The organism is Mucilaginibacter sp. P5_A4, assembly GCF_056400605.1.
The window spans coordinates 110,410-128,873 of sequence record NZ_JBFUKX010000010.1 but is presented as its reverse complement, the minus strand read 5'-3'; the positions used below and the strand labels follow the sequence as shown (position 1 = coordinate 128,873).

General features: G+C 40.3%; 15 protein-coding genes. 11 read left to right on the top strand and 4 right to left on the bottom strand.

All coding sequences use genetic code 11. From position 1 onward, the window contains the following. Positions 1–111 precede the first annotated feature (111 nt). A complete protein-coding gene (locus AC1DQW_RS08955; RefSeq protein ID WP_477453773.1) occupies positions 112–597 on the top strand; it encodes a DUF4126 family protein in 486 nt (161 codons plus the stop codon). Here the strand turns inward: AC1DQW_RS08955 and AC1DQW_RS08950 are convergent. Continuing rightward, entirely contained in the window at positions 594–1,709 is a 1,116-nt protein-coding gene (locus AC1DQW_RS08950) for a mechanosensitive ion channel family protein (RefSeq protein WP_477453772.1), read from the bottom strand. The two genes, AC1DQW_RS08955 and AC1DQW_RS08950, sit on opposite strands and share 4 nt — an antisense overlap. Before the next feature lie 167 nt (positions 1,710–1,876). On the opposite strand from AC1DQW_RS08950, the gene AC1DQW_RS08945 reads away from it, so the two are divergent. Beyond that, entirely contained in the window at positions 1,877–2,497 is a 621-nt protein-coding gene (locus tag AC1DQW_RS08945; RefSeq protein WP_477416644.1) for a TetR/AcrR family transcriptional regulator, read from the top strand. A gap of 221 nt (positions 2,498–2,718) precedes the next feature. Here the strand turns inward: AC1DQW_RS08945 and treZ are convergent, their stop codons facing one another. Further along, a complete protein-coding gene (gene treZ / locus AC1DQW_RS08940) occupies positions 2,719–4,548 on the bottom strand; it encodes a malto-oligosyltrehalose trehalohydrolase (RefSeq protein WP_477453771.1) in 1,830 nt (609 codons plus the stop codon). Beyond that, complete coding sequence (gene glgX, locus AC1DQW_RS08935; RefSeq protein ID WP_477453770.1) at positions 4,526–6,673, bottom strand: glycogen debranching protein GlgX; 2,148 nt, start codon at positions 6,671–6,673, stop codon at positions 4,526–4,528. Before glgX ends, treZ begins: the two co-directional genes overlap by 23 nt. Positions 6,674–6,885: 212 nt before the next feature. Between glgX and AC1DQW_RS08930 the strand changes: the two genes are divergently transcribed. Together AC1DQW_RS08930 and AC1DQW_RS08925 are read left to right on the top strand one after the other, a co-directional pair. Beyond that, positions 6,886–7,251, top strand: coding sequence for a response regulator (locus AC1DQW_RS08930; RefSeq protein ID WP_477453769.1), 366 nt, complete (start codon positions 6,886–6,888; stop codon positions 7,249–7,251). An 81-nt stretch (positions 7,252–7,332) separates the two neighbouring features. Next, a complete protein-coding gene (locus tag AC1DQW_RS08925) occupies positions 7,333–7,533 on the top strand; it encodes a helix-hairpin-helix domain-containing protein (RefSeq protein WP_477453768.1) in 201 nt (66 codons plus the stop codon). Between the two features lie 22 nt (positions 7,534–7,555). Here the strand turns inward: AC1DQW_RS08925 and AC1DQW_RS08920 are convergent, their stop codons facing one another. Next, positions 7,556–8,080, bottom strand: coding sequence for a hypothetical protein (locus tag AC1DQW_RS08920; RefSeq protein ID WP_477453767.1), 525 nt, complete (start codon positions 8,078–8,080; stop codon positions 7,556–7,558). Positions 8,081–8,408: 328 nt separating this feature from the next. Here AC1DQW_RS08920 and AC1DQW_RS08915 point away from each other — a divergent pair, with 328 nt between their 5' ends. From AC1DQW_RS08915 to AC1DQW_RS08885, 7 genes are all read left to right on the top strand, one after another. Further along, positions 8,409–8,720: a hypothetical protein gene (locus AC1DQW_RS08915; protein WP_477453766.1), complete on the top strand. Its 312-nt coding sequence runs from the start codon at positions 8,409–8,411 to the stop codon at positions 8,718–8,720. 255 nt (positions 8,721–8,975) lie between these two features. Next, on the top strand, positions 8,976–9,755 hold the full coding sequence (gene cysQ, locus AC1DQW_RS08910; protein ID WP_477453765.1) for a 3'(2'),5'-bisphosphate nucleotidase CysQ: 780 nt from the start codon (positions 8,976–8,978) through the stop codon (positions 9,753–9,755). Between the two features lie 190 nt (positions 9,756–9,945). Further along, a complete protein-coding gene (locus tag AC1DQW_RS08905) occupies positions 9,946–10,572 on the top strand; it encodes an RNA polymerase sigma factor (RefSeq protein ID WP_477453764.1) in 627 nt (208 codons plus the stop codon). Positions 10,573–10,645: 73 nt separating this feature from the next. Beyond that, the gene (locus AC1DQW_RS08900) at positions 10,646–11,683 is read left to right on the top strand and encodes a FecR family protein (RefSeq protein WP_477453763.1); all 1,038 of its coding nucleotides are present in this window, start codon (positions 10,646–10,648) and stop codon (positions 11,681–11,683) included. Between the two features lie 18 nt (positions 11,684–11,701). Next, positions 11,702–15,151, top strand: a complete 3,450-nt coding sequence (locus tag AC1DQW_RS08895) for a SusC/RagA family TonB-linked outer membrane protein (protein WP_477453762.1) — start codon at positions 11,702–11,704, stop codon at positions 15,149–15,151. Positions 15,152–15,169: 18 nt separating this feature from the next. After that, on the top strand, positions 15,170–16,702 hold the full coding sequence (locus AC1DQW_RS08890; protein ID WP_477453761.1) for a SusD/RagB family nutrient-binding outer membrane lipoprotein: 1,533 nt from the start codon (positions 15,170–15,172) through the stop codon (positions 16,700–16,702). Positions 16,703–16,792: 90 nt separating this feature from the next. After that, a complete protein-coding gene (locus AC1DQW_RS08885) occupies positions 16,793–18,424 on the top strand; it encodes an alpha-L-fucosidase (protein ID WP_477453760.1) in 1,632 nt (543 codons plus the stop codon). Positions 18,425–18,464 lie beyond the last annotated feature (40 nt).

The window sequence follows — 18,464 nt, the reverse complement described above, 5'->3', positions numbered from 1 at the left end:
GTTGATGTTATAGGTGATAATATTATAATTTTACTTACTGATTTATGGTTTTTAATTAGAACATAATGAGATGTGTATGGTTTTATACGTACAACAAATATCAAAATCAATATGGAACTCAAGATATCCCATCCCTTTTGGCAGGTTGTCGGTCTTGGTGCCTTAGCCGGTATGCGCTCAACATCTGCACCGCTTATTGCCAGCCATATATTAAGTCATCATCAGTTAAAAAAGCCAGATCACTCATCTTTGCGCTTCATGCAATCTAAAAACGTGGCGCTCGCATTGAAGATTTTAGCCGTAGGTGAAATAATTGGCGATAAGCTATCCTCTGCACCAAACCGCATTAAGCCCACTTCACTTGGCTTCAGGATGCTTTCGGGTGCGCTCGCCGGTGCATGCGTTTATAAGGCAACGGGTGATAAGGCTGCTATAGGCGCTTTAATTGGCGGGGCGGCGGCTTTTGCTTCCACATTTGGTAGTTACTTTTTGCGTAAGGGCACAGTTAAAACCAGTCACGTTATTGATCCAATTGTAGGCGCTATTGAAGATGCACTTGTAATTGGCAGCGGAATTGAACTGTCTAAAGCAGCCTAATTACCAGTTTTGGGCAGTATGTATTTTTCGAGGTTACTTACTTGTGTACGAATCCTGGGTAAACTATCGGGATAATTCTGCTGGATAAAAGTTACCAGGTTCTCCCTGATGTAGCAGCGCAGATCAAACGCTTCGGACGAATTGCGTGCACTCATCAGCACACGTACTTCAATAGTGTTTTCTTTAGTATCGGTTACCTGTATTACCTTGACTTTTTTGTCCCAAAGCGGCGAAAGTTCGATTAAACGATTAAACTCTTTACGGATAGCTTCAAGCGGAATAGTGTAGTCAACGTATAAAAATACTGTTCCCAATATCTCGGATGTGGATCTGGTCCAGTTTTGAAAAGGTTTTGTGATAAAATAGTTGATCGGGAGAATCAGCCTGCGTTTATCCCATATATTCAGTACCACGTAAGTTAAGGTTATCTCCTCTACACGTCCCCATTCGCCTTCCACCACCAAAACATCATCAATCCGGATTGGTTGTGTAAACGCTATCTGGAAACCTGCCAGTAGATTTCCCAATGAGTTTTGTGCCGCGAAACCTACAATAATACCACCAATCCCCACACCCGTTAATAAGCCTGTACCAATTTTACGCATGCTTTCAAAACTAAGCAGGATGATGGCTATTGTTACGAATACAATAACCACCACCAAAAACTTACGGATAAACTGAATTTGCGTGCGCACTTTCCGCTCCACCAGGTTATCAGCTTTATTAAGATCGTAGGTGTGATAGATGTAGTCTTCCAGGATTCGGATAGCACGCACAAGGATGCCTGCAAAAGATATAGTAAGCAAAATTTCAATTGTTTTATCAAGTGGCGTAACGTAAACCTTGTCCATCCTCATAACAGGAATGAAAAGATTTAGCAAAAATAGCGGGATAAAGTAAGTTATGGCACTACCTAAATTGACTAACACCGATCTGAAGAATGAGTAGGATTCCTCTTTCTTAGCATAAAACTTAAACAGACCGGTAACTACATACTTTATGATAATCCCCACCAGGATAGCTATCAAGGCTATCAGGAGGTTCCATACTATGGATGGAATTTGCCGGGAAAATTCAAGCAGATCAGGGGGTAACCTGTTTTCAATATTCATGGTATTTGTATTAATCAACATTAGTTAAATACTACGAATGTAAAATTGTTTTGGTAAAGTGTAACGAAATGGGGGGTAATATACATATGTATAGATTTTTTGATAGATTTGTTTAAAAAGTCAGGAATTTAGTTTGCTGACAACAAATTATATAATTTATATAACAAATGGCTGCAGTGAATGACCATCAGGATATAAAAAGGGAAAGAATATTAGAAGCCTCATATGAGCGTTTTTTGCATTATGGTTATTCAAAAACCACGATGAACGAGATCGCCGGGGATCTTTCTATGTCAAAAGCTTTGCTATACTATTACTTCCCCGATAAAAGCCAGTTATACATAGCTGTAATGCGTAAACTGGCCAATGATTATTTAAAGCTGCTGGAGGATAAAATAGATTCTTTTAGTAATTTAAAGGAGGCCTTTGTTTTCCAGATCAATACTCATCATGATTTTATAGTGAGCAATTATAATTTTTTTGATTTTTTTAGGCTGAATGAGCAAAATTTGCCGGATACGATTTGGGAAATTGTTGAACAAGTGCATAAAGCAGAGCTTACCTTGTTGAATAATGCTATTAAGGTTGAAATTGAAAGAGGTACTATAAAACCCATTGAAAATTCAGAAGAAATTGTAGATCTCCTTTTGGATGCCATGCACGGCATCAGGGTAGGAGCTATCTCGCAAAAGAAAAAAAGCTTTCCACCAAAAGAACACCTCGAGGAGATTCGCACCAAAAAGCTATTGCTCACCGATATATTTATTAAGGGGTTAATGTATTGTTAATGCAATCGACTAACCATTTTGCCTGTGTCAGCACCCCGTAAAAATGCTCCTTTATAGGTAAAGTACCAGCAGATTATAAATACCTTTGTTTAAACATTTAATTAATAGACTCTTGTAAAAAGTATCTATATATTAATTGTATAAACTTCCTATTTAATAAGAGGTGATTGTTTTAGAGTGATTTAGCCGGATGGAAATTTATTTTCATCCGGCTTTTGTATTTAATATTGGGTGTATATCAGTATGGATTCTGGTGGTAACTGTGCAAGGTTCGCATTTATGATTTCTGCAGATACAACGGGGCCGTTCCACTTAGGCTCGGCTGAGTCAAACAGTTTTTGCCATCGACATATGGCGCCAGGGATATTTACCTCTTGCTCTTGTTTGGAAAAATTTAACAGGCAAAGTATTTTTTGATCCCCGGTCCATCTTTCAATGATCAGTGTTTGAGTTGCTTTATCGACCATTATATTTATATTTTCGCGATCTGTATTTTTAATGGCTGGGTGGCATTTTCTTAGGCTGATCAAATTTTTGTAATACTGTAACATTACATTATGCAATCCTTTATCCAAAAGCTCCCAGTTGAGTTTGGAATTTTTGAAAGTGGATACAGCCTGGGGATCTGGTGCTTCGCCTTGTGTATGGAAATCAGCAAAATCTGCCTTACGTCCCTTTCGTACAGCTTTTATCAATTCTTCATTGGAATGGCTTACAAAAAACTGGAAGGGATTAGGCTCGCTCCATTCCTCGCCCATAAACAGCATCGGTAAAAACGGACTTGCCATTACTGCCCCCGCCAGCAGCTTTTGTATTTCGAAACTAAACAATTGGCTTGATCGCTCTCCAAGCATGCGGTTGCCTACCTGGTCGTGGTTTTGGGAAAACACAACAAATTGTTGCCCGTTGATGCCTTTGGTATCCGTGCCGAATGTTTTTTGCCGTTGACTGGAATATTGCCCGTTATATACGTATCCGTTTTGAAAGGCGTTTGCCAGATCGGCAATGCCATTAAAATCGTTGTAATAGCCTTTACATTCTCCGCCCGCCGCTACACGCAGGGTATGGTGAAATTCATCTACCCATTGTGCATTAAAGCCATAGCCATCTTTTTGTACAGGATTAATGTAACGGGTGTCATTCAGGTCGCACTCAGCTACCAGGTAATGAGTTTTTCCAGTTTCATTCATCAGTTTGGCTACATGCTGATTAATCTCCCGTAAAATATGGTTCGGACTAAAGTCTCTGATGGCGTGTACAGCATCCATACGTAAGGCATCTATATGAAAATCGCGGAACCACATTAGCACGTTCTCAATAAAATACCGCCTCACTTCGTCACAGCCAGCGCCATCAAAATTGATGGCGCTGCCCCAGGGAGTATGATATTTATTGGTGAAATATGGTCCAAACTCACCAAAGTAATTACCCTCGGGCCCTAAGTGATTATAAACCACATCCAGGATAACAGCTAAACCTTTGCTATGGCAGGTGTTAACCAATAATTGCAAATCTGCAGGCCCTCCGTAACTATTCTGCACAGCAAATGGAAAAACACCGTCATAGCCCCAATTCCTTTCACCCGGGAATTGCGAAACGGGCATGATCTCAATAGCTGTAACGCCTAATTCAATTAAATGGTCAAGCTTTTCTTCAACGCCTTTAAATGTGCCTGTTTTGGTAAATGTGCCTGTATGTAACTCATAAATAATATAATCAGCAAGCGGGATGTTTTGCCATTTACTATCCGCCCAATTAAAAGCTTTTAAATCAAACGCCGCTGATGCTCCATGAACACCCTTGGGTTGAAGTAGCGAAGCCGGATCGGGTAATTGTTTCCCATCTACTATAAACCAATATTCGTCACCGGGTTTAAGTTGATTGGTAGTTAGTGTCCTATAGCCGTATTCCTCCTTAATTAATGGCAATTCAAGCATATCCAGTTTTAGCAAAACCTCACCCGAATCTGGTGCCCATACTCTTACCTCTGCAAATTCCTGATTGTTAAAGTTAATACCTAATGTTCTGTTAGTTGTGTTTTGTTTCGCCATCGTGAATCAATTGGTGCTGAAGTAATACAACAGATCGTCCTTCAACCTGTATAATATCTTTTGCTTTAAATGTGCCTTTTACTTCTTCGTTTGGGTTTTTATGTGAATCGATGAGCAGTTCCCAATCCCTTGCGTATTCCTTTGCAGGTAACTTATAACTAAGCGGTGCATCGTGAGCGTTAAATATGATATAAAAGCTATCATCTACTACCTTATTGCCTTCAGCGTTTACGCTGTGTAATCCTAATCCGTTTAAAAAAACAGCAACAGATTTGGCAAAGTCGTGGTTCCAGTTATCTTCACTCATTTCCGATCCATCGGGCAAAAACCAGGCTATATCAGCTACTCCACTTTTTGTTTCAACCTCGCCTTTAAACCAGTTCTTCCTTGAAAATGAGGCATGTTCTTTTCGTAATTTAATTAGCTTACTGGTAAATTTCATCAAATCTTTATCCATGGTTTCCCAGTTGATCCATGAAATTTCATTATCCTGGCAATAGGAATTATTATTGCCATTTTGGGTGCGACTCATTTCGTCACCGGCTATCAACATTGGCACACCCTGAGAAAGGAACAAGGTTATTAAAAAATTACGCTTTTGTTTTTCACGCAGTTCATTGATATTCTCATCGTCTGTTGGCCCTTCAACACCGCAGTTCCATGAACGGTTATGATTTTCGCCATCATTATTATCCTCACCATTGGCTTCGTTATGTTTTTCATTATATGATACAAGATCATTCAGGGTAAAACCATCATGAGCAGTTACAAAGTTGATACTGGCCGATGGCCGGCGGTAGGATTTGTACAGATCGGAGCTACCCGTTATCCGGTCGCCAAATTCGGCAAGGGAACTTTCTGTACCGCTCCAGAAATCGCGGATACTATCCCTGTATTTGCCGTTCCATTCAGCCCAGCCCGACGGAAACTTGCCTACCTGGTATCCACCTTCGCCAACATCCCAGGGCTCAGCAATCAGCTTAGCCTGCGATATGCACGGATCCTGGTGTATAATATCAAAAAAAGCACTCAGCCGATTCACCTCATGCAGCTCACGGGCCAGGGTAGCGGCAAGGTCAAAGCGGAAACCATCCACATGCATCTCCAGGATCCAGTAGCGCAGGCTATCCATCATCAGGCGCAGCACATTAGGTAAATTGGCATTTAGCGTGTTGCCTGTACCGGTGTAATCCATGTAAAACCTTTTATCCTCGGTAAGGCGATAGTAACTGGAATTGTCAATACCGCGAAAGGAGAGGGTAGGCCCCATCTGGCTGCCTTCGCCTGTATGATTGTAAACCACATCAAGAATCACTTCAATACCTGCCTTGTGTAAGTTTTTAACCATGGTTTTAAACTCGGTTACCTGCTCGCCGCGTACCCCGCTGGAAGAGTACCGCGAATCGGGAGCAAAGAAACCGATGGTGTTATACCCCCAGTAATTAGTAAGGCCTTTTTCAACTAAATGCCTATCGTTTAAAAAATGATGTACAGGCATTAGTTCAATGGCGGTTATCCCCAGTTCTTTTAAATATTTAATAGTTACCGGGTGGCCAATGGCCGCATACGTACCCCTGATCTCTTCGGGTATTTGGGGGTGCATTTTGGTGAAGCCTTTTACATGTGCTTCATAAATTATGGAGTTATAATATTCAATATTGGGCAATTTGTCATCTTCCCAATCAAAATTATGATCGATAACTACAGATTTTGGTACAAAACCCGCGTTGTCGGTTTCGCTAAAGCTCAGATCTTCATCCGGACTGCCAATTTCGTAACCAAATAATGAATCGTCCCAATCGATAGTGCCCGAAATTGCTTTTGCATATGGATCCAGTAATAATTTGTTAGGATTAAAACGGTGGCCGTTTTGGGGGTCAAATGAGCCGCTTACTTTGTAACCATACAATTGGCCGGGTTTTAAATCAGCAACGTATACATGCCATATTAGTTCGGAGTATTCGGTGATCTTTATTTTTTCTGATTCAATTTCATCTTCAGGGGAATTAAACAGGCAAAGATCAACTGCGGTAGCGTTCTCGGAGTATAACGTAAAGTTAACGCCCTCACCGTCCCATGTAGCGCCGAGCGGGAATGATTTACCGGGGTATGTTGTAATTTTCATATGTTATTATTAGGGGCATTTAAATTCCATATTACACCATCTTAAATTAAAATCAGGCGGATTTGTTTGCTGTATACAGCATTTTGTTTAACACACACTGATAATCATCATGTAAAACGTGAATTTAACTATTGCCTTTTGTTTAAATAAGTTAATTAATAATTGATAATTGGAATTATGCTGTGTAGATTTGTATATCAGTTAATAAACCTATGAGCAAAAAAATATTTGTTGTGGAAGACGATGCCGATTTGTCTGAAGCAATACAAATCATCCTACGAGAAAACGGGTATATCACCGTTGCATCCTTTGATAAAAACTCCATCAAAGGTGTGATCCTTCAAATGCCAGATCTTGTTTTGGTTGACAATAGGCTAAAGGACGGCCTTGGTAGCGAACTATGCATCGCTATAAAGCAACATCCGTTGACAAGTCATATCCCGGTTATACTTATATCCGGCTATGCAAATCTCGCCGATATTGCGAAGGTCTGCGGTGCTGATGCCTGGTTAAGCAAGCCATTTGAATCAACAGAACTAACTAACCTCGTTGATCATTATTTACAACATGTTGCTTAATTTTTAAGAAATAGGTTATCGCATTAATGCCTCTTCGAAACGGGATAGAGATTTAAATTTGTCTAATCAATTCTTACCATCATGAAAGAAAAAAAAGAAGATTACCCGTTTAGCAAATTAGCAAAGCCTGCCCAACGCGCTTTAGTTAATGCAGGTATAACCAACCTTAAACAATTATCGAACCTCAAAGAAACTGAATTAATGCAACTTCATGGCATAGGTAAAAATGCGCTGCAAATGCTTAAGCTTGCAATGGTCGATCAAAACATCACCTTTAAATAAACAAATTAACTTTATTGATGAATCAACTCAAGGTGACGGTACTGCCTGGTGTTTCGGTAGATTTTCTTTTCGACCTTATTTTTACAATTTGGTATAATACACCCGCAATGTAAAGTGTGACAAGGAATAGCAGACCCATTTTCGCTACCGGATCATTTGGGTCGGCGGCCAGGGGATGACTGATAGGTAACCTTGTTAAGGTTTCGATAGTTGCAGGGATCATCGAAAAAAATAAGGTTGATGACATTACTATGGTTTGAATATATTCTGCAGCCTTCCCAAAAAAGCGGATTGATTTGGCGTATACGCCAATAGGAAGCAACAGTAAAACAATAACTGCCAAACCATGTCCGGCACTCAAATGCCCGGTTTTCATGATTGGGAATGCTGTAAGGCATCCAATTGCGGTTAATATTATATACAATTTACCAATTCCTGTTGCTGGATCTATTTTGCCGTAACGAATTAAGGCATAGAGCGCAAAAAGCACAGCAAGTACACTAATGGCAGTATGGAAAATTCCGAGTGGTGAAAGATGATTTGGCATAGATGTGAATTTAAAGGTTGACAGGATCAGGATTAATCAGCAGTATTTAACTGATAGTTATAAAGTTACATAGAAGATAATATAAAAACAAGCAACCATTGTACTATAATTTTTCCTACTTTAGTAATTACCAACCCGGTAAAGGCGGTCCACTATATAGCCCAAGAATTTACAGGCATAATTAAAGTTTTTTTCCTATGAAGGGTGAAGCGAGTGGTTTAGGATCATTTTGTAATTTAAGTTCGTTTTAGTTAATAAATTTAATTATTATATTGCTTTGTAAAAACATTTATTTTAAACACCTGTTATAAAAGCATATTTATTTACCATGAAAACTTTTAATGAATATGAATCTGTAATCTATACAGATGCCGACGGCAGTTTAATAGATACTTTTGTTGTATTTGATACAGATGTTGTAACCGGTTTAACGCATATTAATCATATGAATTTAAAAGTTCCCATAGAAGCGTTGCAACTTCACCCGGCTACCATCGCGAAATATAATTTACCTATGCAGGATGCTTTTAGTTTTGAGATTTTTAAGAAACTGAAGGAAAAACATAGAGAACCATCAATTCCACCGGTTAAACGTGCTTTAAAAGCCGAAGCTGGCTATAAGCTCGCAAATGCATCTTAAATAATCAGTCAAAATATTGGTCCAAAAAAACGTTCATGATGAGTGAACGTTTTTTTTGTTGCCATTAACAATTATTAATTTGTAGCATCCCGATAACTATCGGCTTCCGCAAAGGTCCCTGAATCAGTATCTAAATAAAGATAAATCGACCAAATGCTATAACATATACCATAGTCAAATAAAAATCATGATTGTGTGTAAATATTGATAGCAATAGTTATTATTGAAAAAGTGTATTGCTGAAGATTTGTTTATATGATGTTAAATTTTGAAGGTTTGCCGGCTATTGACCTGGCTATATTATTGTCGCTTGCAAAAGAGGCAGGGAAAGGCATACTTACTATTTATAATGATGGTGATATAGCAGTAACGTTAAAGGATGACCAATCGCCATTAACCCTCGCCGACAGGATCTCGGATGAAATAATAATAAAGGGGCTTACAATTTTAAATCCCGGCATCCCGGTAATATCCGAAGAAGGGAAGGATATACCTTACGAGGTAAGAAAGAATTGGGAATACTTTTGGTGCGTTGACCCTTTAGATGGCACAAAGGAATTTATAAAGCATAATGGCGAGTTTACAGTTAACATTGCCCTGATTTATAAAAATACACCTGTATTAGGTATTATATATGTGCCTGTTACAGGCGAACTGTATTACGGAGGCGCAGGCATTGGCAGCTGGAAAGAATCTGTTGAGGGTGAACCCCAACAACTCCATGCCGATACAAATGCAAAGCAGTGGATAGCTGTGGGCAGCAGGTCGCATTCATCGGCAGAAGAAATCGCTTTTTTGAAACAATATCCTATTGTAGAAACCATAGCTGTAGGCAGCTCTATCAAATTTTGTTTAATTGCCGAAGGGAAAGCGCATATATACTACCGGCATGGCCCAACTATGGAGTGGGATACTGCGGCAGGCCAGGCTATTGCGACTTATAGCGGCGCTATGATGAGCAACCCGGCTGGCGAACCATTTTTATACAATAAATCATCGCTGTTAAATGGTGGATTTTTGGTAAGGACTAAATAGGAGTTAATTGGTAGTTAAGCTTTTGTGCCCCATGGAAACAATGTTATCTTGAACGTAATAATTGCTTCTCGGTTTTTTTAATGTTCATTTTTAATGACCATAATTTAAAGTTTACGTAAAATGATTAATAATAATTTATTAAATTGTACTTAATTTCATTTTTTAAAAAGTAGGTAGAATTCATTCAATTATGTCTGAAAGTATTGTAAGTATTAATGATAATAACACTGCAATATGGCTTGCCTTTAAAAACGGCAGCTGGGACGCGTACACACAGCTTTACAACGATCATTTTAAAATCCTCAATAATTACGGCTATAAATTTACCAGGGATGTAAATATTATTGAAGATGCAGTACACGACTTGTTTATTAAATTGTGGACAAACAGGACAACCCTGGGTAATCCGGTATCAGTAAAAAACTATCTATATAAATCACTACGCGGCGTTATTTTTCGCAAAATACAATCCCAATCGCGTTTTGTTGACCTGGAGGACGAAACCAGTTACAATTTTTCTTTCGAAATTTCATTTGATCACCAGCTCATTGCCAACGAGGAGGAAAGGGAATTACAGTTAAGAATAAAAGCGGTGGTGAAAACTTTACCGGCAAGACAGCAGGAAATCATCTATCTGCGCTTTTATGAGGGTTTAGGTTATGAAGAAATTGCCGATATTATGGAAATTAACATTAACTCGACTTATAAATTGCTTTATAAAGCATTTAATAACCTGCAAGGGGTGTTAAAAACATCTAAATTGGTTATTTTTTTGAGTCTTTATTCTTGTTTTAGCATAAAAGTGTATACAAATTAAGTTTTTTTTCATCTCGAAGGGATAATTCCGGCATAACCATGTATATAAGGTTTAAATCAGAAACTTATATAGCATGGAGTTTGCAAAATACAGCACTTACACTTTACAGGATTTTTTAGACGACGATGATTTTCTTCGTTTTGTAATTAGCTCATCTATTAATGACATCAACTTTTGGCAATCATTTACAGCCTTGTATCCCGGCCAAAAGGAAATTGTTGATGAGGCTTCAAAAATTATCCTGGCCTATCGCCAACAAGATGTATTTACAAACGACGCCAACCAACAAAAAGTTTGGGAGCGAATTGAAAGCACTTTACAGGATAAAGGCGCCATAAAACAAAAGATATTCTACCTCAACAGGTTCCTGCGCATAGCCGCAATGGTTTTATTGGTTTCATCAGCAGGAGTAGCCTTCTGGATGATAAAATATAATTCCAAAAATGAAGTAGTTACCGCTTTTGGCGAACTGCGTACGGTTACGTTACCAGACAACTCGGTTGTTATTCTAAATGGAAACTCAAAACTAACTTACTCCAATAACTGGGATAAACAATCAAGAGAAGTTTGGATCAGCGGCGAAGGCTTTTTTAATGTTAAGCACCTTAATAAAGATCCCCGTCATATAAAAACTACAGAACGGTTTATTGTGCATTGCAATGATGTGAACATTGAAGTATTAGGAACCTCCTTTAATGTACGCAACAGACATAATAAAACCAATATTGGCCTGGTAAGCGGTAAAATAAGGTTAGAATATCTTGACAGTGTATTAAAGAATAACCGGTTATTGGTTATGAAACCGGGGGACTATGTGGAGTATGCACAAAAGCGTCTGGTGGCCCAAAAGAAGCTTGCTGTGCCAGAGAAGCTAACAGAGTGGACAAATCACCAATTATCATTCAATAATGCCACTCTTGCACAAATCAGTGAGATTATGACTGATGACTATGGTTACCATATTGATTTTTCAAATCCCGACCTGGCCGGGTTAAAGATAGAAGGGGAGATCAGCGTATCAAACGTTGAGGAGTTGCTTGAAACCATATCCACTACGCTGTCAGTAAGGATCACCCGTTCAGACAAAAATATAACTATCACTAAAAATTAACCCCTAAACAAATAATTTATGCGAAAACTTGACCTATCAACTTTTTTAAAATGTTGCTGTTTCTTGTTGGTCTTGCTTGGCCAGTCGGTGTACGGCTATGCCCAGCTGGCGTTCACCAGCAATAACAGGTTCCATTCTAAAGGTCCGAATTACCAGGTACAGCAAGCTGCTGAAAGCAAGGTACTGTTAAAAGACGCGCTTGAAAACCTCAAAAAGCAATTTAATGTTCAAATTGCTTACCAGGAAGGGCTACTGGATAACAAATTTATACCAGCAAGCTTATTTAACAATGCCAGGTTGTTTAATCTTGATGAAAACCTGAAACAATTGCTATCGGTTTTTCAGCTCGAATACCGCAAAATTAACGGCAACCAGATCTCTATTTTTTCTATAAAAGATGGAGGCGGCACTAATATTGCTGTTGTGGCAGCTGTTTTAACAGGTAAAGTGCTTGATGAAAAAGATAACCAGCCAGTTATAGGTGCTTCAGTTTACTTAAAGGCTGATCCCAGAATTGGTACTTCAACAGATGTATCAGGTAATTTTAAACTTATTGTACCTGATAAATATAATGGCAAGCCGGTTACGCTGGTGGTGGCCTACATCGGCTACGATAAAGAGGAACTTACTGTTACCGATTTAAATTCACCAGTTCAGGTAAAACTGAAGCAAAATAACAGTACGCTTAACGAGGTTGTAGTTACCGCCCTCGGTATCAGCAAGCAAAAGAAATCGCTCGGTTATTCGGTAACCGAAGTTAAAGGAACCGAGTTTACCCAGGCCCGGGAAAATAACGTTGCCAATGCATTAACCGGTAAAGTTGCGGGTGTAAATGCCGCAGGGTTATCAACTGGTCCGGGTGGTTCAAGCCGTATAGTTATACGTGGTAATGGAGGCCTTGCAGGCGATAATCAGCCCTTGTATGTTGTAAACGGTATGCCTATTGACAATAGCGTACCAGGTGGCGCTCCAACTGTTAACGGTATTACCAATAACGTCGACCGTGGCGATGGTATCGCAGCGTTGAATCCTGACGATATCGAGTCTATCAGCGTGTTAAAGGGCGGTACGGCGGCAGCTTTATATGGTTCACGGGCAGCCAATGGTGTTATCCTTATCACTACTAAAAAGGGACGGGTTCAAAAAGGAGTAGGAGTTGAGTTTAATTCAACCGCAACTTACGACAATGTCGCAGTTTTTCCGGATTATCAATATGAATACGGCCAGGGAGACGGTGGCGTAAAACCAACAACACTGGCAACCGCTCAGGGGACCGGCAGGCGTTCATGGGGGGCAAAAATAGACGGGTCGACAGATTATATGGCTGTTGACGGCAAAACCCATCCTTATACGGCACAAAAAGATAACCTTAAAAACTTTTATCAAACCGGGAGCACCTATACCAATAGCCTGGCGTTTTTAGGCGGTAACGAGGCTATAACTTATCGCTTTTCGGCTGCCGACCTGAATAGTAAAGGTATTTTGCCAGGTACAACTTATGATCGTAAAACCTTTAACCTGGCTTTAACCAGCAAGTTAAACAGCAAAATCTCTATTGAAGCATTAGCTCAATATAATATCGAAACCGGCCATAACCGCACAGGTGCCGGCGACGCACTGGGCAACCCTAACTGGACCCCGCTTGAGGTTGCCAATACCGTTGACGTACGCTGGCTTAAACCTGGGTATGATGCTAATGGTAATGAGCAGGTTTGGAATGATGCCGCCATCGCTTCAAACGGTTACTTCGTGATCAATAAATTTAAAGAAGATGATGTTAAAGACCGTTTTATAGGCCAGGGTTCGGTGTCGTACACACCGATATCAAACCTAATTTTCAAAGCCACCTTAAGCCGCGACTTTTTTAACTACAATTATTCAAATATATTGCCGACTGGCACATTGTACATCCCCAATGGGCAATACCAGTCTATAAAGTCGGATGTATCTGAAACCAACGAACTGGTGACAGTATCATACAAAACAAAAATTGTAAGTGATTTTAATGGCGCGGTATTAGGTGGTGTAAATAGCCGTAAAAACACTACAAATCAGCAAACAGTAAACGGTTCGCAGTTTGTTATTCCTTATTTTTACAGCTCAACCAACCTTGCTACAACGTCAACTACTCCTTATTACGCCAAAATAGTAACCAACTCGGTGTTTGGTTCGGCCGATTTTGATTACAAAAGTCTGTTATTCTTATCGTTTACCGGTCGAAAAGATTGGTTTTCGACATTGAGCCCTAAAAACAACAGCATCTTTTATCCAAGCGTAGGTGGTAGCTTTATATTGTCAGATGCTGTTAAGCTACCGCAATTTTTTACCCTTGCCAAGTTAAGGGCTTCATGGGCGCAGGTAGGCGGCGGTGCTCCTGATCCATATGTAATTAATCTTACCTATAGCAATGTTCCCAGTGCGGGGCAACCGCTGCAAAATGTTACCAGTAATAACATTACCAACAACGCGCTTAAACCTTACACCTCTACAACTACAGAGGCAGGTCTTGAATTACAGATGCTGCAAAACCGCTTAGGATTGGATATTACCTTGTATGATCGTAAAACTACAAACGATATTGTAAATACGGCCATTTCATCAACTTCGGGTTATAATAATGTAATCCTTAACGTTGGCGAAGTACGTAATAAAGGTATCGAAGTGTTGTTGAACGGTTCGCCAATAAAATCAAAAGATTTTAGCTGGAACGCGAGCTATAACGTAGCATATAATGATAATAAAGTAGTAAAACTCGCCCCTGGCCTGTCGACCATACAACTGGCGACATCAGTAAATGGTTATGCAGTATTAAATAACACAGAAGGGATGTCATTTGGTACCCTATATGGCACACATATGGTGAAAAATAGCAGCGGACAAGTGGTATTCAATGCAACTACCGGCCTGCCGGTTCAATCGGCATATCAACCGCTTGGAAAAAGTGTCGCCCCGCTTACCATGGGTTTAACCAACGAATTCAGGTACAAGCGTTTTGCGTTCAGCTTCCTGCTCGATGGCAAGTTTGGCAACAAGGTGTTTTCTTTAATGGAAGTGTATGCTACCCGTTTAGGTTTAATGAAATCAACGCTGCCTGGTCGTGAAAATGGGTTAGTGCTAAATGGTGTAGACCAAACAGGTGCTGCTTATACACGCACAGTACCGGTAAGTGGCTTACGTACATATTATGATAACTATAAAATTTATTCAGACCTGTTTACACACGATGGCAGCTTTGTAAAGCTTCGCCAGGTTATATTGTCTTATAATTTGCCTGCGCTTGACCTTGAAAAGGTTCATATTCAGTCGGCAAGCATTTCGCTGGTGTCACGTAACTTGTGGACGCTTTACAAAAAGACAGACAATTTTGACCCCGAGGAGAGCTTTACCAACAGTAATACACAAGGTTTCGAATCAATCGGCTTGCCCCGTACACGTTCACTTGGTGTAAACCTTTCAGTTAAATTCTAATATTTAAAGTTGAACACGATGAAAAGACATATAACAAAATATACATATTGTTTGCTGCTAACGCTTGGCATTATTATCATACAATCATGTACTAAAAATTTCGATACACTCAACATTAACCCAAACGCTTCACCAAAAGCAGTTCCGCAGTACATGTTTACTAAGGCTGAATATGATGGCACCGCCCGCATGCTCGATCTGTTATTGGGTACTATGCAATATACCACCAGCTTTAACGATGTGGCCGGTTTTGGGTCAAAGTATGTATTGAGCCAAAGCCAGCAATCGGCAGCGGCATTCAACGGTGCTTACCCCAACGAGATCAATGAACTGATTGAAGTAATTAAGGCTGCGGGAACTGATGCATCGCAGGTTAATCTTGTTGCCGAGGCCCGTATCTGGAAGGTGTACTGCTTTAGCAGGCTTACCGATCTATATGGCGATATTCCGTATTCACAGGCGGCACAAGGATATAATGGAGCCTTATATAAACCGGCTTATGATAACCAAAAGGATATTTATGCAGATATGCTTAAAGAGCTTGACCAGGCGGCTGCAAGTCTTGATGCAAGCAAGGCTACATTTGGCGTTGCAGACTTAATCTACAGTGGTAATACTAATAAATGGAAAAAATTTGCTTACTCCCTGATGTTAAGATGTGCTATGCGCATGACTAAGGTAGATATTGCATCTGCGCAAAGCTGGGCCACAAAGGCCATTGCCGGTGGTATTATTTTAAATGATGCCGATATTGCCCTAATACCTTATGTAGGATCGGGCCAGGATATTAATAAAAACCCACTGGCAAACGACCTCTGGAATAATGATTATATAGCACAAAATGGCACTACAAATACAGAAGGTGGTAAGTACCAGGATGTGTTTATCAATTATCTTAAAACTAATAAAGACCCTCGTTTGGGTGTTGTATCTATTGTGTACAATGGGGGTGTAGCTGATACAACCGCTGCTAAACAAAAAGGCATGTCGGCATCACTAAACACAAAACCTGCCGATTTTGTAACTTACTCGGAGCCTAATCCTAAAACCATATTATTGTTGAACTCTCCACGCCTGGTATTTACAGCAACTGAAAACTATTTCCTGTTAGCCGAGGCAGCCTCAAGAGGGTGGTATAGTGGCGCTACAGCTTCATCATTATATGAAAGCGGTATAGCTGCTTCTATGCGTCAATGGGCAATAATTGGCGGCAGTGCCGGCGCTATAACTGATGCACAGATCAATACATACATCAGCTACCACAAATTTAATTCGGCCGGTACGCTTGATCAAAAAATGGCACAGATCTATACCGAGTTTTGGCTTGGTGTATTCCCAGACGCGCAGGAAGTATTTGCCAGTTACAGGCGCACAGGTTACCCGGCATTGGTGCCTAATAACTATGTTGGTAATGCAACCGGTGGTAAAATATTCAGGAGGATGCTGTACCCGATATCGGAACAAAATCTCAACGCGGCATCTTACGCGGCTGCGATAGCCCGGCAGGGTGTGGATGACTTCCTGACCAGGATCTGGTGGGATAAACAATAAAGCTTATTTTGTGATTTGATTAATAAGTTGGTTTCAGTTGGTTTCAGGGAGGGTTGTATACCCTTCCTGATTTTTTGATTATTTTTAAAGATGTATAAAAAATACTGTTTTTTTCTGCTGCTTATACTATCTATCCAAATCGCTTCGGCACAAAACGACCTGGTGAAAGATGACAATGCCAGTAACAATAACCTGAATAAACCCGAACGCGAACTTTGGCTTAAAAATACAGGTATGGGCTTGTTTATCCATTTTAGTATGGATGGGCAGTTAGGTACGGTTATCAGCCATTCGCTGGTAGGTGCAAGCAACGATTATGTGAACAGGTATTTTAATGATCTTCCCAAAACTTTTGATCCCTCAAAATTCGACCCGCACCAGATAGCTGTTTTAGCAAAACTGGYCGGCATGAAATACATTGTGTTTACCACCAAACACCATTCTGGTTTTTGTATGTGGGATACCAAAACAACTGATTTTAATATTACTCATACCCCTTATAAAAAAGACCTGTTAAAAGAGTTTGTAGATGCTACACGCGAAGCAGGGCTGCAGGTTGGCTTTTATTTTTCACCGGAGGATTTTAATTTCCTGCGGGATCATCAGATCCCTATTAGCAGAACCGATGTGAAAATGGACGCGGCCGCCCGTAAGGCTTATGATGATTATACCCGGCGGCAATGCGAGGAGCTAATGACCAAATATGGTAAAATAGATGTACTTTTTATTGATGGCGACCCTAAAGAAATTGTAAAACAAACCTGCTGGAAATTACAGCCCGACCTGCTCATCACCCGGGGCGCTATCAAAACACCTGAGCAGATCATGCCCGGCACTATGATCAATGAGCCCTGGTTATCCTGCATCACTATGGGTACTGCCTGGGGTTATCAGCCAACCAATGAACGCTATAAATCGGGCAGTCAGTTGATAGGTTTATTGATTGAGGCACGTGCTAAAGGCGGCTCGTTATTACTGAATGTTGGCCCCAAACCCAATGGTGAATTGCCGATAGAACAGGAAGAGCGCCTGCGCGAAATGTCGGCATGGTATTTTGTAAATCATGAATGCACTGATGACGTACGCGGCTGGGTGGTGAGTAAGGAGGGAGATACCTGGTTTACATCAAAAAACGGGCATACGCTTTATGCCATCATTACTGATGCGCAGGATTGGAAGGAGGGTACCCGTAAAACATTCCTGATCCGTTCTGCTATTAGCACGGCCAATACACAAATAAGTGTTTTAGGGCAAAATAGCCAGGTAATTGAGTATAAAAACGATGATGTTAGTTGTCGATACCGGCAAACAACAAAGGGTTTGGAAGTATCGGTAGTGAAAGCCCAGCGTATTTATGATGATCATCGCTGGCCAAACCCGGTAGTTATCAAGTTAGATAATGTTGCTCCTGCATTTAAAGAAGCGGTTATAGTTGAAACCGGGAGTACTACTTTGGTTAAAGGTGGTGCTGTTTTAAAGGGCAGGGTATTAAACTACTACAAAGACCTATCTATTAAGAAAGCCCGCTTTGATTACCGCCCATACAAAGGACAGGTTGAAACGCTTTATGCCGGCAAATGGACAACCGGTACCTGGGTAACTATTAAACCCGATGGTTCTTTTGAGCAAACTTTACCCTTAAAAGAAAACTATGAATATAAAGCCATAGTTGAGCAAGCCAATGTGGAGATAGAAGGGGAGAGCAAGCTGCTGAAACAGTAATAAGAAATAAAAGCCACGAGATGATCTCGCTTTTAGCCTT